The 13,781-nt window shown below is 68.1% G+C and carries 10 protein-coding genes, 1 tRNA gene and 1 pseudogene; 5 read left to right on the forward strand and 7 right to left on the reverse strand.

Translation table 11 applies throughout. The annotated features are described in order from the left end of the window. Positions 1 to 154: 154 nt before the first annotated feature. Complete coding sequence (locus A5692_RS26915; protein ID WP_068062444.1) at positions 155 to 511, forward strand: type II toxin-antitoxin system HicB family antitoxin; 357 nt, start codon at positions 155 to 157, stop codon at positions 509 to 511. Positions 512 to 523: 12 nt separating this feature from the next. Here A5692_RS26915 and A5692_RS26920 read toward each other — a convergent pair whose 3' ends face one another. Next, positions 524 to 2,077, reverse strand: coding sequence for a SulP family inorganic anion transporter (locus A5692_RS26920; protein WP_068062447.1), 1,554 nt, complete (start codon positions 2,075 to 2,077; stop codon positions 524 to 526). Positions 2,078 to 2,322: 245 nt separating this feature from the next. Further along, on the reverse strand, positions 2,323 to 3,348 hold the full coding sequence (locus A5692_RS26925; RefSeq protein WP_068062449.1) for an NAD(P)H-dependent glycerol-3-phosphate dehydrogenase: 1,026 nt from the start codon (positions 3,346 to 3,348) through the stop codon (positions 2,323 to 2,325). Between the two features lie 139 nt (positions 3,349 to 3,487). Between A5692_RS26925 and A5692_RS26930 the strand changes: the two genes are divergently transcribed. Beyond that, on the forward strand, positions 3,488 to 5,014 hold the full coding sequence (locus tag A5692_RS26930; RefSeq protein WP_068062453.1) for a trypsin-like peptidase domain-containing protein: 1,527 nt from the start codon (positions 3,488 to 3,490) through the stop codon (positions 5,012 to 5,014). An 18-nt stretch (positions 5,015 to 5,032) separates the two neighbouring features. On the opposite strand, the gene A5692_RS26935 is transcribed toward A5692_RS26930, so the two are convergent. Further along, positions 5,033 to 6,514, reverse strand: coding sequence for an NAD(P)/FAD-dependent oxidoreductase (locus A5692_RS26935; protein WP_068062455.1), 1,482 nt, complete (start codon positions 6,512 to 6,514; stop codon positions 5,033 to 5,035). A gap of 95 nt (positions 6,515 to 6,609) precedes the next feature. Beyond that, entirely contained in the window at positions 6,610 to 7,101 is a 492-nt protein-coding gene (locus tag A5692_RS26940; protein ID WP_068062458.1) for a YajQ family cyclic di-GMP-binding protein, read from the reverse strand. A gap of 69 nt (positions 7,102 to 7,170) precedes the next feature. Here A5692_RS26940 and A5692_RS26945 point away from each other — a divergent pair. Then, a tRNA-Tyr gene (locus tag A5692_RS26945) sits at positions 7,171 to 7,254 on the forward strand. Positions 7,255 to 7,261: 7 nt separating this feature from the next. On the opposite strand, the gene A5692_RS26950 is transcribed toward A5692_RS26945, so the two are convergent. Continuing rightward, entirely contained in the window at positions 7,262 to 8,179 is a 918-nt protein-coding gene (locus A5692_RS26950) for a DMT family transporter (protein WP_068062462.1), read from the reverse strand. Positions 8,180 to 8,197: 18 nt separating this feature from the next. After that, positions 8,198 to 9,085 (reverse strand): oxidoreductase, encoded by an 888-nt coding sequence (locus A5692_RS26955; RefSeq protein ID WP_068062464.1) that lies wholly within the window; start codon positions 9,083 to 9,085, stop codon positions 8,198 to 8,200. Positions 9,086 to 9,176: 91 nt separating this feature from the next. Between A5692_RS26955 and A5692_RS26960 the strand changes: the two genes are divergently transcribed. Together A5692_RS26960 and A5692_RS26965 are read left to right on the forward strand one after the other, a co-directional pair. Next, entirely contained in the window at positions 9,177 to 10,163 is a 987-nt protein-coding gene (locus A5692_RS26960; RefSeq protein WP_068062467.1) for a diacylglycerol kinase family protein, read from the forward strand. Positions 10,164 to 10,622: 459 nt separating this feature from the next. Then, positions 10,623 to 13,565 (forward strand): annotated as a pseudogene (locus tag A5692_RS26965) (thioester reductase domain-containing protein); the annotation flags it as partial. Here A5692_RS26965 and A5692_RS26970 read toward each other — a convergent pair. Next, positions 13,526 to 13,781: hypothetical protein (locus A5692_RS26970; RefSeq protein WP_369830330.1), on the reverse strand; the 256-nt coding region annotated here is incomplete at its 5' end. The pseudogene A5692_RS26965 and the gene A5692_RS26970 sit on opposite strands and share 40 nt — an antisense overlap.

Raw genomic sequence — 13,781 nt, forward strand, 5'->3', positions numbered from 1 at the left:
TCACCCGCGCTATCAAATTCTGAGTGAGTCACATGGTCTGGAGAGCCGCGCCCCGCCGGAGCGCCGCCCGCCCGGGCCACCCGCCCGCCGTCCCCGCCTCCGCTGGGGATGAGTGACTCCCGGAATTGCTATCGCCCCTGCTATCAAGTCCCGCGTGGACCGCTACACCTACCGCGCGCAGTGGTTGCCCGACTACAACGAATACCTGGGCGTATGTATTGAATTGCCCTATATGAGGCGCGAAGCGCCGACGGCGCCCCAGGCCGTGGCCGCCGTCGAGGAGGCCGTCAAGGAGCACGTGGAAGCCATGCGAGAATCCGGAGAGACGCCTCCCGAACCGCTTTCCGAACGGCGCTACAGCGGGAGAATCCTCGTCAGAACCTCACCGCAGCTGCATGCCCGCCTCGCGCTGGAAGCCATCGAGCAGGGCGTGCCGATGAACCAATGGATCGTCCAGAGACTCAGCGGTCGGGCGCCGAGCGAAACCTTCGGACTCTCGGGGTGGGACTAGCCCGGTGCCCAATCAGGCGGCGGCCTCGGGCCTTTCGCGTTCGATCAGCTCGCTTGCATCCCTGCGAACGGCGTGACCCGTCTCCAGCCTGCCCCGGATCCGGACCGCGCCGCCGTTCGCCTCGTGCTGGCGTTGCCAGTCGCTGACGGCCTGATGCGCCGCGTGATCCAGGTAGTGCACCGAAACCTCCACGGTGACAACGCTTCCGCTGGGGATCGACGCCAGCACCCGCGTCAGCCGCGGGAGCGCCAGGAACGTGCACGCCGCACCCTCGATCACCACCTGCCATTCGTCGTCGACCGGCTGGGCCTCGACCCTGGCGCGGATGACCCGCCAACCGGTCAACGCGATGGCCAGCGCCAGGCCGATCATCACACCGTGCAACAGGTTCAGGAAGACGACGCTGACCGAGGTCACGACGTACACGGCGAGGTCGCCGTGCTTCATCGCGGTTTCGATGTGGGCCGGCTTGAGCAACTGAAGGCCGATGACGATGAGCAGCCCGGCCAGTGCGGCGGTGGGGATCTCTTCGACCAGCTCCGCGAACGGAACGGTGAACAGCAGGATCCACACGCCGTGCAGGAGGGCCGAGGCCCGGGACCTGGCGCCCGCGTTGACGTTGGTTGAGCTGCGGACGATCACCCCGGTGACCGGCAGCCCGCCGACGGCGCCCGAGACGATGTTGGCGGCGCCCTGTCCCACCAACTCCCGGTTGAAGTCGGTGCGCGGCCCGTTGTGCATCCGGTCGACAGACACCGCCGACAGCAGGCTCTCGACGCTGGCGATGAGCGCGACGGTGATCACTCCGATCGCGACAGCGCCCCAGTTGCCGTGCGGAAGGTCGGGCAGCTGCAGCGCGTCCAGCGGCGACCCGTCGAGGTCGATCCGGCGCACGTGGAACGGGAAGACGACCGACACCACGGTCACGGTCACGATGGCTACCAACGGGCCCGGGACGCGGCGCACCTTGGCCGGAACCCACCGCCACGCGACGAGGATGACGATCACCAGCACGCCGAGGATGACCCCGGGACGATGCGCGCCGACGATCTGACCCGGCAGCCCGATGAGGTTGTGCCAGGCCGTGCTTTTGGACTTTCCGCCCAGCAACACGTGGGCTTGCTGCAGCGCGATCGTGATGCCGATGCCCGCCAGCATGGCGTGCACGACCACTGGTGAGATCGCCAGGGCCGCTCGCGCGACGCGGCTGAGTCCCAACAGCACCTGCAGCCCGCCCGCGGCTACGGTGATCAAACACGTTACGCCCCAACCGAAGTCGGAGACCAGGTCGGCGACGACGACGGTCAGCCCGGCGGCGGGGCCGCTGACCTGCAGCGGCGACCCGCCGATGGCGCCGACCACGATACCCCCGACGATCGCGGCGATCAGGCCGGCGAGCACCGGGGCGTTGGAAGCGATCGCTATGCCCAGGGACAACGGGAGTGCGACCAGGAAAACCACCAACGACGAAGGCAGGTCGTGGCGGATGATCGATCGCACCCTGTCCTTGCGCGCCTGCGAGCCGTCGCCTCGAGGTGGATTGCCGAGCTGTTCGATGTCTTGCATCGGTCTCGTCCCTCGTTAGGAGTTAGCGGGGGATGTTCCGATATCCGCCCCGTGTGGCGCTGGATTACGTCGGCGTAACACCTTGGCGCACAGCAAGTTACGACCCGCCCGGACCCATGGGGCCGCGGCCGGGAACCCCTGGCTGCTTCGTCGACGGTATTTTGCTGGCAAACGCCGGGTCAAGCCGATGAGCCAAGCCCATATGGAACGCAAAGATTTAAATTCCGCGCCGCCGGACGGCCAGCTCAGAAGCCCGAACCGTGCACCTCGTGGCCGGGGACCTCGGCGATCAGGCCGCGGTAGGCCTCCTCGACGGTCGAACCGTGGTTGATCACCGCGTCGACCTCGCGGGCGATCGGCATGCTCAGTCCGAACTCGTTGGCGAACTCCATGATCACGCTGGCGGCCTTCACGCCCTCGGCGACCTGGTTCATCGAGGCGATGATCTCGTCGATCGGCTTGCCGGCGCCCAGTTGCTCACCCACGTGCCGGTTGCGGCTGCGCTGGCTGGTGCACGTCACGATGAGGTCGCCCAGGCCGGCCAGGCCGGGGAAGGTGTCGGGGTTGCCGCCCATGGCCACCCCCAGCTTGGTCATCTCGCGTAGCGCGCGGGCGATCACCAGCGCCCGGGTGTTCTCCCCGATGCCCAGCGAGTAACCCATCCCGACCGAGATGGCGTAGACGTTTTTCAGCGCACCGGCCATCTCCACCCCGATGACGTCGTCGGTGGTGTACACCCGGAAACGCCGGGTGCGGAACAGCCCGGACAGCCGGGTCGCCAGATGCTGGTCGGGCATGGCCAGCACCGCCGCCGCGGCGTAGCCCTCGCCGACCTCGCGCGCGATGTTCGGGCCCGCCAGGATTCCCGCCGGATGACCGGGCAGCACCTCCTCGACGATCTGCGACATCCGCATGTTGGTGCCCTGCTCGAGCCCCTTGACCAAAGACACCACCGGCACCCAGGGCCGCAGCTCCTTGGCCAACTCGGTCAGCACGCCCCGGAACCCGTGGGAGGGAACGCCCATCACCACGACGTCGGCGCAGTTGGCCGCCTCGGCGAAGTCGGAGGTGGCGCGCAAGGTGTCGCTGAGCACCGCATCGTCGCCGAGGTAGCGGCTGTTGCGATGGTTCTCGTTGATGTCCTTCGCCGTCTCTTCCGAGCGCACCCACTGCAGCGTCGGTCCCCGGCGCGCACAGATGGACGCCACCGTGGTTCCCCAGGAACCACCACCGAGGACAACGACGTTGGGTTCGCGCATCTGTGCCGCCATGGCGATCAGCGTATTGCCGACACCAGCGATTTAGAAGCAGTTCACGAACCAATGACCCGGCAGCCGGGGACTTCTGTCCCTAGCCCCGGGGCGTGGCGCATCGGATCGTCAACGTCAAGAACCCGTGAAGGGAGAAGCCATGTCCCGCCGAGCCAGCCTCGTGACCAAGAGGCGCCTGCCGAGCCGCAGCTTGGCCTTGCTGTCTGCAGCTGCCCTCCCGCTGCTTGGGTCGCCAGGCATCGCGTCCGCCGATGGCGGTCGTCCGCAGACCAACCCCGAGGAGAGGGCGGCGGCCATGATCCGGCCCGCCGTGATGTACTTCGCCGCGGAAGCCGCCGGGTGGGTCCGGCTGCCCAACGGCAACTTACTGCCGCACTACAGCGAACCCAATGCCAACAGGGCCTTCGACGCCGCTTGGGGCTGCACCGCCTTCGTCGTGAATCCCGACGGCTGGGTGGCGACCGCCGGCCACTGCGTCGACCCGGAGGGGGCCAAGGACGCGATCCTGCGACATGCCGCCACCGACTACATCGCCGAATACCCGGACTCGCCCGAGGCGGCGGATCCCGAGCAAGCGGTGCAGTGGCTGCGCGCGAACGCTCACGTGGAAGGCACCACCGCCGACCGCGGCCCCGAGATCAGCATCACGCTGCTGTACGGCACCGGGACGAAGGTCGCCGGCAAGATGCCCGCGAACGTCGTCGACTTCAAGCCGCTGGAGAAGGGCGACGTCGCCCTGTTGAAGGTGGAGAAGCACAACCTGCCGTCGTCGGAGCTGGCCACTGACGCCGACGTCAACATCGGCACTTCGGTTCTTGCCGTGGGCTTCCCGGGGAGCACCGAGCGTGTCACCGACCCCTCCCTGGACCCGACCAACAAGAGCGGCAAGGTCAGCAAGAAGTCCACCATGGGAACCATTCCGGAGTATGAGATCGATGCGGCGGTATCCCCGGGCATGAGCGGCGGGCCGACCATCGAGCTCAACGGCAAGGTGATCGGGCTGAACAGCTTCGGCCCCACCGGCGAACCGCAGGCGTTCAACTTCATCGCACCCGCGGACGGCCTGGCCGCAGTCCTGGCGGGCAAGGGCGTCAAGGCGACGCTCGGGCCGGCCGACGTGTCCTACCGCAAGGGGCTCGACGCCTACTACACCGGTCACTACACCGACGCGATCAAACAGTTCGACCAGGTCCTCTCGATGTCGCCCGACTATCCCGGGGTGGCCGATCTGAAGACCAACGCGGTCAATCTGCGGGCGCAGTACGGAGATGTTTCGGCACCGGGCACCTCGAAAGCGTGGTGGTACCTCCTGGGTGGCGTTGCGCTGCTCCTCGCGGTGGGCGGCGGCGTCGTCCTCGTGGCGCTGATGAGCCGTCGGCGGCGAACCGCCCCAGCCGCGGTGCCCGGCTTCCAGCCGGTCCCGGGCGGGCAGTTCCCGGCGGGCGGGCCGCAAGCCGGACCCTTCGCTCCGCAGGCCGCGCCACCCGTGGCACCGGCGCCGGCGCCGGGCGCGCCGGAAACACCCGGCGCCGTCCAGCCCGGAGGGTTGGCCGTCGCGCAACCGTCGACGGCAGCCGAACCCCACTTCTGCGCGGGTTGCGGAGCCGAGCACCATCCCGCCGAAAGGTTCTGCCCGAACTGCGGGAAGCAGATCTCGGCCGGGTGAGCCGGCCAAGCGCTGACGCTAGCCCGCCAGCGGCTCCCGATCGGAAACCCGCCCGAACACCATCGCCTCTTCGATGCGGTCGAAGCGGTAATCGATGGCGTCGGCCAGGTAGTTCTGCCGCACGTTCCACGGCCGCTTGGTGCCCGATTTCGGCAGCGCGTGCACCGAGCGCAGCACATAGCCGGCGTTGATGTCCCAGGACGGCTTCTCGGTCATCGGCTCGTTGCCGCGATGCGGGTAGGCGTGCGTGTAGCCGTGAGCGGCCATGTGCGCCAGCAGTTTTGCCGTGGCCCGGGCGGTGATGTCGGCACGCAGCGTCCACGACGCGTTGGTGTAGCCGACGCACCAGAACAGGTTGGGCACGTCCTCGAGCATGTGGGCCTTGTAGACGAAGCGGTCGTTGGTCTTGATCTCGTTGCCGTCCAGGCTGATCGCGGTCCCACCCAGGGCCTGCAGCTGCAGGCCGGTCGCGGTGACGATGATGTCGGCGTCGAGGTGCCCGCCCGATTTCAGCGCGATGCCGCCTCGGTCGAAATGGTCGATGTGGTCGGTGACCACGTCGGCGCGGCCGGCGCTGATGGCGTTGTACAGGTCGGCGTCGGGAATCAGGCACATCCGCTGGTCCCACGGGTTGTACCGCGGCTTGAAGTGGGTGTCGACGTCGTAGCCGGGGGGCAGGCTGCTGATCGCCTTGCGCCGCAGCAGCCACCGCACCAGCCCCGGCGCCTTGCGCGACAGGGCGAAGAACACCGCCTCGGTGAGCGCGCTGTACATCCGGACGACGAGATGAGCGGGCCTGCGGGGCAGCACTTTCCGCGCGGCGGCGGCGACCTTGCCGTACTTGGAGGCCGAGATCAGGTAGGTGGGGGAGCGCTGCAGCATGGTCACTTTGGCGGCCCGGTCCGACAGCGAGGGCAGCAGCGTGACCGCGGTGGCCCCGCTGCCGATCACCACGACCTTCTTGTTGGTGTAGTCCAGGTTCTCCGGCCAGTGCTGCGGGTGTACCACTGTGCCGCCGAACGTTTCGATGCCGGGGAAGTCGGGGGTGTAGCCCTCGTCGTAGTTGTAGTAGCCACTGCCGAAGAACAGGAATCGGGCACGGTACTGCTTGCGCGCCCCGTCCTGCTCGACGGTGACCGTCCAGGTGTCGGTGGCCGAATCCCAGTCGGCCGAGCGGACATAGGTGTCGAACCGGATGTGGCGATCGATGCCGTACTTGTGCGCCGTGGCGACCAGGTACTCGCGGATGTGGACACCGTCGGCCACGCCCTCCTTGCGCGTCCACGGCTCGAACGGTAAGGACAGCGTGAAGATGCTGCTGTCCGAGCGCACGCCCGGATAGCGGAACAGGTCCCAAGTGCCGCCGATCTGCGCGCGCCGCTCCAGGATGGTGTAGGTCAGCTGCGGGTTGCGCTCGCTGATCCGGTAGGCCGCGTCGATGCCGGAGATGCCGGCGCCGACGATGATGACGTCCGAGTACTCGGCCTCGCTAGGGGTCATCGTGAACCTCGCTCACATTGTGGGGCTGGTCACTACATTAGGCACCCACCGGTTGGCCGAGCGAGTAATCATCACACCGGGAGTTCGGCGCCCGCCTACCGGTAGTTGACGAACTGCAGCGCGACGTCCAGGTCCGCCTGCTTGAGCATCGAGATGACGGCCTGCAGGTCGTCGCGCTTCTTGCTCGTCACGCGGATCTCGTCGCCCTGGATCTGCGTCTTGACGCCCTTCGGCCCCTCGTCGCGGATCAGCTTGGTGATCTTCTTGGCGTGCTCACTGTCGATGCCCTGCTTCAGGGTGCCGCTGACCTTGTAGGTCTTGCCCGATGCCTGCGGCTCGCCGGCGTCGAAGGCCTTCATCGAGATGTCCCGGCGGATCAGCTTCTCCTTGAAGACGTCGACGGCAGCCTTGACGCGCTCCTCGGTCGACGACGTCAGCTCGATAGCCTCCTCGCCCTTCCACGCGATCGTGGTGTCGGTGCCGCGGAAGTCGAAGCGGGTGGCCAGCTCCTTGGCGGCCTGGTTGAGTGCGTTGTCGACCTCTTGGCGCTCGACTTTGCTGACAATGTCGAACGATGAGTCCGCCATGCGATCCGTCCCTTCATCCGGTGATGGCCGTTTGTGCTTTGTCTACCCCCTCGTTGTAACCTGTCTGGCGGCAGGTTGCCCGAGCGGCCAATGGGAGCGGACTGTAAATCCGTCGCGAAAGCTTCACAGGTTCGAATCCTGTACCTGCCACCAAGGTTCGTTAGAGCGGGGACGACGCTTTCGGCTCGTCGGCGATTCTGACGTCGCGACCCGCGCCCGCCGACACGGTCGCGGCCTCGCCGTGGGCCAGGCCCACCGTCGCGACGATCACCAACACCGCCGCCACCGCCAGCACCACCCAATCGAAGCCGTGCGCGTCCAACGTCTCGCCCAGCACGGTGATCCCGAGCACCGCGCCCACGATGGGCTTGGCGGCGATGATCGTCGGCAACGAGGCGGTCAGCGCGCCCGCGCGGTAGGCCGATTGATGAATCACCATCCCGGCCGCCCCGCAGAACACCCAGCCGTACAGCTCGGGTCTGGTCCACAACTGGTCGGGGTTGTGTTCGAGGATGTCGACGACGCCCTTCATCAGCACCGCGAACACCGCCAGCAACGAGCCGGCGACCGCGGCGAGCAAGACCGCCGCCGCCGGGCGGTCCGACCAGATGCGGGCGCCCAGCATCGCCAACAGCAGCGGCGGGGCCATCGCCAGGGCCACGATCAGCCAGACCTGGGCCGCGGCGCGCTCCTGGCCGCCCACCGGCTGGCCGACCGCGATGACGACCACCAGCGCCGCAGTCAGCAACATCGCCCACACCCACTCGCCGCGGGTGACCGGGTGGCGGCTCATCCGCGCATAGAGCGGCAGGGCGAACAGCAGCGCGGTCACCTGCAGCGACATCACCAACAGCACCGAGCCCTTGTCCAGGGCCGCGGCCAGCAGAATGTAGCTGGCGATGTCGCCGAGACCGCCCATCCACCAACGGGTATCGCGCAACAGCATGCCGAACAGCGCCAGATGCCCGACCGGTTTGTCGGTGACCTCCTGCGCGGAGCGCTGGCGCACCACGTTGCCGATCGCCGACGCCAGCGCGGCGCACAGCGCGAGAATCGTCGCCAGATCAGCCCTCGCCATGCCACCAATCTAATCGGGTCACGGCAAACCGCTCGCCGGGAGCGGAAACGCGGTGCCCGTTAGCTGCTCGGATAGGTCCCACAGCGCCGCGGCGGTGCCCGCCCGCTTGGCGGGCCAGTTCCGCCACGTCGGCTGGGTGCGGCCATACAGACCGAAGCGCGGGCCGACGAAGGTGTTCCCCGGCAGATCCTGCGACACGGCATACAGCGTCTGCCGGGCGCCGAAATCGGCGTCGGTGGACACGATGCGGTCGACGGCCAGTACCGCCGCGTCGCCCCATTTGCGGCCGGAGTTGCCCTGCAGGTTCGTGTGCGACCAGCCCGGGTGGGCGGCCAGCGCGCGCAGCCCGGAACCCGCGGCGTCCAGGCGCCGCTGCAGCTCGCTGGTGAACAGCAGGTTGGCCAGCTTGGACTGGCTGTAGGCCAGCCACGCCGAATACGGGCGGGACCGCCAGTTCAAATCCTTGCGGCTGATGTAGCCGAAGTGGTGCATCAGCGACGACACCGTCACCACCCGGTCGGTCAGCCTCGGCAGCAGCAGATTGGTCAACGCGAAGTGGCCGAGGTGGTTGGTGCCGATCTGACCCTCGAAGCCGTCGGCGGTCACCGCGTGCTTGGTGGCCATGATGCCGGCGTTGTTGACCAGCACGTCAACAGAGCCCATCTCGTCGGCGAAGCGCCGCACCGAGCCCAGGTCCTGCAGGTCGAGCTGGCGCACCTCGACGTCGCCGGTCATCCGCTCGGCGGCGGTCTTGCCCTTCTCGGTGTTGCGCACCGCCAGCACGACGCGGGCACCGACCCGCGCCAATTCGCGGGCGGTGACCTCGCCCAGGCCGGCGTTGGCCCCGGTGATCACGACGGTGCGTCCGGCGAACGAAGGCAGCTGCGCTGCGGTCCAACCCGGCATGCAGCCCACCCTAACTACGTGATCTCGCCCATCCGAACGCCGCAGGTATCGTGCGTGGGATGGCCAGCGGAAACTCACCCGGACGCCACGGATGTATCTAGGGGTCATCGTCAATCCGCTCGCGCGCCGGAACCGCCGCGGGCGGGGCGACCGCGTCGCCGAGTTGCGCCGCATCGTCGGCCCGTGGGGCGAGGTGCACGAGACCGCGTCCATCGAGGACCTCGGCAAGACCCTGGACCGGCTCCACCCGCGGGTCACCCACCTGGTGGGGGACGGCGGCGACGGCGCGCTGCACTGGTTGATCAACGAGACCGAGCGCTGCGAGAGCGATCCCGACCGCTGGCCGGCCTTCGTGCCCACCAACGGGGGCAGCGTCAATGCCGTCGCCCGCAAGGCACGTGTTCGTGGGCGGCCCGACGCCGTCATCCGCGCGCTGGCGGCCGCCGCGGCGGCCGACCGCCCCCCTCCCGAGATACGCCTGGACACCTTGCGGCTCGACGGTGAAACCGCGGACGGCGCGCCGTTCCACCGCTTGTGCTTCGGGCTGGCCGCCGGAGGCGTCGGAAACCGGTTCTACGACATGTATTACGGAAAGCCCGACCACGGCCGCGGCGAAGTCGCGAAGGTGATCGGTCGGTCGTTCCGCGACTACCTGGCGTCGAAGGTCGGGCGCTCGCAGGCGTCCAACTACGCGTCCGTGCTGTTTGCGCCGACGCGCGCCCGAGTCGTCATCGACGGTGAGGAGGTCCCGACGCGGACGCACCGCCTGCTGCACGCCGGCGCGATCGACCTGCGGATCGGCGGGCCGTTCCGGCTCTTCCCGAAGGCCGAAAGCCCGGGTGCGCTGCACTTCCAGGCCGGCGAGGTCAGGCCGTCCAGGATCGTCACGCAGCTTCCGTCGGCGCTCACCAACGGGACGGTCCACGGCCGTCGGGTGCGCGACGTCAACGGCCGCGAAATGGTCATCGAGGCCGAGGGTGAGCCGCTGTCGCCGATCATCGACGGCGAACGATACGTCGGCATCACCAGGCTGGTGGCCCGCGCCGGCCCGCTCATCCGCGTCGCCCAGACCGGCTGACTGCGTATCTCAGTAGATCAGCAACGCCGAACGCCGGCGGACCGTGGCGGAAATCACTTTCGTGTCGCGGTCCGAAGCGGGAGTGCCACATCCATTGGATTGGTTTATGCCGTTTGCGGTGGCGATACGAAATGAGACCCGAATCGCGCGCCATTTGCGAAGCGCAAATTCAGGAAGCACGCAAGTGCAAACATCAGTATGTCCGTGTACGGGGTGCACTCGTTGGCTGGAACGCACAGGTAGAGCACGTCACTGCGGATACTGAGGTCAGTAGTTACGCCCCTGTTCGACGGAAGTCAGCCACCGTAGCCAAACCTATCCTGTGAGATTAATGTGCACCGCCCAAAATGGGCCTGCTTGCTTTGCCTGGCCTCCGCCAGCGGCGTTACATTGGGCTTTATTGATTGGTACGAAAGCCCTTAACGCTCATTGTGAACCCGGAAGGCGGTGGCTCCTGCGATGGAGACGCTCATCGATCATCTGCACAAGTGGGAAGCCTTAACGCCTGACAAGACCCTCTTCCGCTTCGTCGACGCCGAAGGCCGGGAGCAGGAGCACTACACCTACCAGACTTTCGCCGAGCGGACGCGTGAGCTGGCCGCCTACCTGGCGACGGAAGCCGGACTGCGCCGGGGGGATCGCGCGCTGCTGGTCTATCCGCCCAGCCTGGAGATGGTCGCGGCGTTTTACGCGTGCGCCCGCATCGGGGTGATCGCCGTGCCGGTCAGCCCTCCGCTGCCGATGTCGTTCGAGTCGGGACTGGCCAAACTCGCCTTCATCGCGCGGGATTGCCAGGCCAAGGCGGTGCTGTCGACCAAGCAGTTCGAGTACGACTACCGCCTGCTGCTCAATCACCTCGAGAGCGAGTCGCCGTGGCCGGACACCCAGCGTCCCCCGGAACTGCCGTGGTTCGGAACCGATGGCACGCAGGAGTTCGGCGGCGCCCCCGTCCCCGACACACCCGCTCCGGTGCTCTTCCTGCAATACACCTCCGGCTCCACCAGCGACCCCAAGGGTGTCGTCGTCACCCACGCCAACGTCATCGCCAACGCCTCGGCCTTCACGGGGGGCGAGGTTCTGGTCAGCTGGCTGCCCCAACACCACGACATGGGCTTGATCTCCGCCTACCTGTTCATCCTGCTCGGCGGCGGGACCACGCACGCGATGTCGCCGCTGGACTTCCTCAAGCGGCCGTCGGCGTGGCTGCGGCTGATCAGCGACGTGCGCGCCACCCACACCCCGGTGCCCAACTTCGCCCTGGAGCTGTGCCTGCGGGAGGACAAGCTGCCCACGTCCGAGTTGGACGGGATCGACCTGAGCAGCCTGGAGAGCATCGTGGTCGGCGCGGAGCCGCTGCGCGCCAGCACGTTCACGCGTTTCCGGCAGCGCTTCGCCCCCTACGGCCTGGAGCCCAACGCGCTCACCGGCGCCTACGGCATGGCGGAGAACACCCTGATCGTCTCGCTTCGCGGACGCCAGACGCTGGCCCTGAACAAGCGCGCCCTGGAGAAGAACCTCGCGCGGGTGGAAAAGGCGCAGCCCGAGAACCGCAACCAGGCCCCGGTGGTGAGCTGCGGCAAGCCCATCGACGGCAACGTGGTCCGCATCGTCGACCCGGAGTCCGGGCACGCCCTCGGCGAGGGCCGGGTCGGCGAGGTCTGGCTGGACGGCCCCTCCAAGGGGGACGGCTACTGGAATCGCCCAGAGCTGACCGCGGAGGCCTTCGCCGCCCGCATCCCCGGCGACGACGAGCACACCTACCTGCGCACCGGCGACCTCGGCTTCCTGTACGAGGGCGAGCTGTTCGTCTGCGGCCGCAGCAAGGACCTCATCATCGTGCGGGGCGTCAACTGCTACCCGTCGGACATCGAGGGCATCGTGGAGCGGTCGACCCCACAGGTCCGCGGCGGCTGTGTCGCCGCCTTTGCGGTGGAGCAGGACGAGCAGGAAGTCCTGACCGTGGTGGCCGAAGTCCGCGACGCGGACACGCTGCCGGACGGTAAGGCACTGGCGCGGGCCATCCGCCGGCACGGCCACATCGACCCGCACGCCATCGCGTTCGTGCCCGCGCACAGCATCCCCAAGACCACCTCGGGGAAGATCCGGCGCTCGTCCACGCGCGAGCTCTGGCTGGACGGTCGACTGCCGGTGCTGGCCACCTACACGCATCAGCCCCACGATGCGGCACCGGAGGGTGCGGGCCCGCTGGACCGGTTCCGCAACCTGATCGAGAGCTACGACCTCACCGGCGACGAGGACTGCTCCTTCGCGGACCTCGGCATCGACTCGCTGGCGCTCGCCGAGCTCCGGGCGGACCTGCAGGCCCTCCTGGAAGAGCACGGCGCCGGGGAGCTGGCCGAAGACGTCAACACGCGCCTGCTGCAGCGACTGACGGTGGCCGAGTTCTTCCGGCTCATGCGGCAGTTCGGCGAGGGGTCCGGGCAGCCGCTGGAGGCGTTGCGTCAGGCGCTGGACCAGATTTCGGCCGAGTACGAGGCCTACGAGGTCGCGCGGATGCGGGCCGACGTCCAGCTTCGGTTGCCGGCGCTGCCGCCGGCGCGGCCGGGCACCCCCAGCGACATCCTGTTGACGGGGGCGACCGGGTTCCTGGGACCGTTCCTGGTCAGCAGCCTGCTCGGCCGGACGTCCTACACCGTGCACGCCCTGATCCGGGCCACGGACTCCGCACACGGGATGGACCGGATCGTCGCGTCGCTGCGCAAGGCCCGGCTGTGGTCTCCGGGTCTGGAAGCACAGGTCCGGGAGCGGGTGCGCGTGGTCTGCGGTGACCTCGCCGAGCCGCAGCTGGGCCTGGGCGAGGCGGGGTTCCGGCGGCTGGCCGAGAGCGTCGACGCCGTCGTCCACAACGGCGCCCTCGTCAACTACGTCCGCACCTACGACGCCCTGCGGCCCGCCAACGTGGCCGGGACGCACGAGCTGTTGCGGCTGGCCATGACGGGGCACCGGAAGACCTTCCACCTGGTGTCCAGCACCTTCATCTACGGGTGGAGCGTCAAACCGGTGGTCGGAGAGTCCGACGCGAACCTGGAGATGAACGCCCTGGACTTCGGCTACTCGCAGACCAAGTGGGTCGCCGAACAGCTGGCTTTCGCCGCCCAGCGGCGCGGGCTCGACGTGCGCATCTTCCGGCCCTCGCTGATCTCACCGACCGGCGCGGGCTTCGGCAGCCAGGACGACATCCTGGTGCGCACCGTGGCATTCATGATCGAGCACGGCGTCGCCGCCGACGCGCTCAACCAGCTCAGCCTGCTGCCGGCGGACCTGATCGCCGACCACATCGTGGCGCTGATGGACCTGTCGGCCGAGGCCGGGACCGTGTTCAACATGACCGCCGACGACTACTACAACCTGACCGACATCACCCGGGTGTTGTCGGAGCGCTTGTCGCGCATGGCCGCGATCTTGTCCGCCGAGCGGGTCAGGAAGTCGACCAGCGGGTAGATCGGGTCCCGCGGCGTGCACCGACGGTTCATCTCGGCGGCGAACGATCCGATGTCGTGGTAGTCGAACCGGTAGCCGTAGCGCTCCGACAACACCCGGGTGATGTCGGTCAGGTTGTAGTAGTCGTCGGCGGTCATGTTGAACACGGTCCCGGCC

Source organism: Mycobacterium sp. E342 (genome assembly GCF_001667665.1).
In the GTDB taxonomy this organism is placed as follows: domain Bacteria; phylum Actinomycetota; class Actinomycetes; order Mycobacteriales; family Mycobacteriaceae; genus Mycobacterium.

Excerpts from the sequence above, each read along its gene's own strand:
- A5692_RS26955 (WP_068062464.1), bottom strand. The coding sequence starts at position 9,085 with ATGCCGGGTTGGACCGCAGCGCAGCTGCCTTCGTTCGCCGGACGCACC.
- A5692_RS26925 (WP_068062449.1), bottom strand. The coding sequence starts at position 3,348 with ATGGCGGCACAGATGCGCGAACCCAACGTCGTTGTCCTCGGTGGTGGT.
- A5692_RS26935 (WP_068062455.1), bottom strand. The coding sequence starts at position 6,514 with ATGACCCCTAGCGAGGCCGAGTACTCGGACGTCATCATCGTCGGCGCC.
- A5692_RS26950 (WP_068062462.1), bottom strand. The coding sequence starts at position 8,179 with ATGGCGAGGGCTGATCTGGCGACGATTCTCGCGCTGTGCGCCGCGCTG.
- A5692_RS26940 (WP_068062458.1), bottom strand. The coding sequence starts at position 7,101 with ATGGCGGACTCATCGTTCGACATTGTCAGCAAAGTCGAGCGCCAAGAG.
- A5692_RS26920 (WP_068062447.1), bottom strand. The coding sequence starts at position 2,077 with ATGCAAGACATCGAACAGCTCGGCAATCCACCTCGAGGCGACGGCTCG.
- A5692_RS26930 (WP_068062453.1), top strand. The coding sequence starts at position 3,488 with ATGTCCCGCCGAGCCAGCCTCGTGACCAAGAGGCGCCTGCCGAGCCGC.
- A5692_RS26960 (WP_068062467.1), top strand. The coding sequence starts at position 9,177 with ATGTATCTAGGGGTCATCGTCAATCCGCTCGCGCGCCGGAACCGCCGC.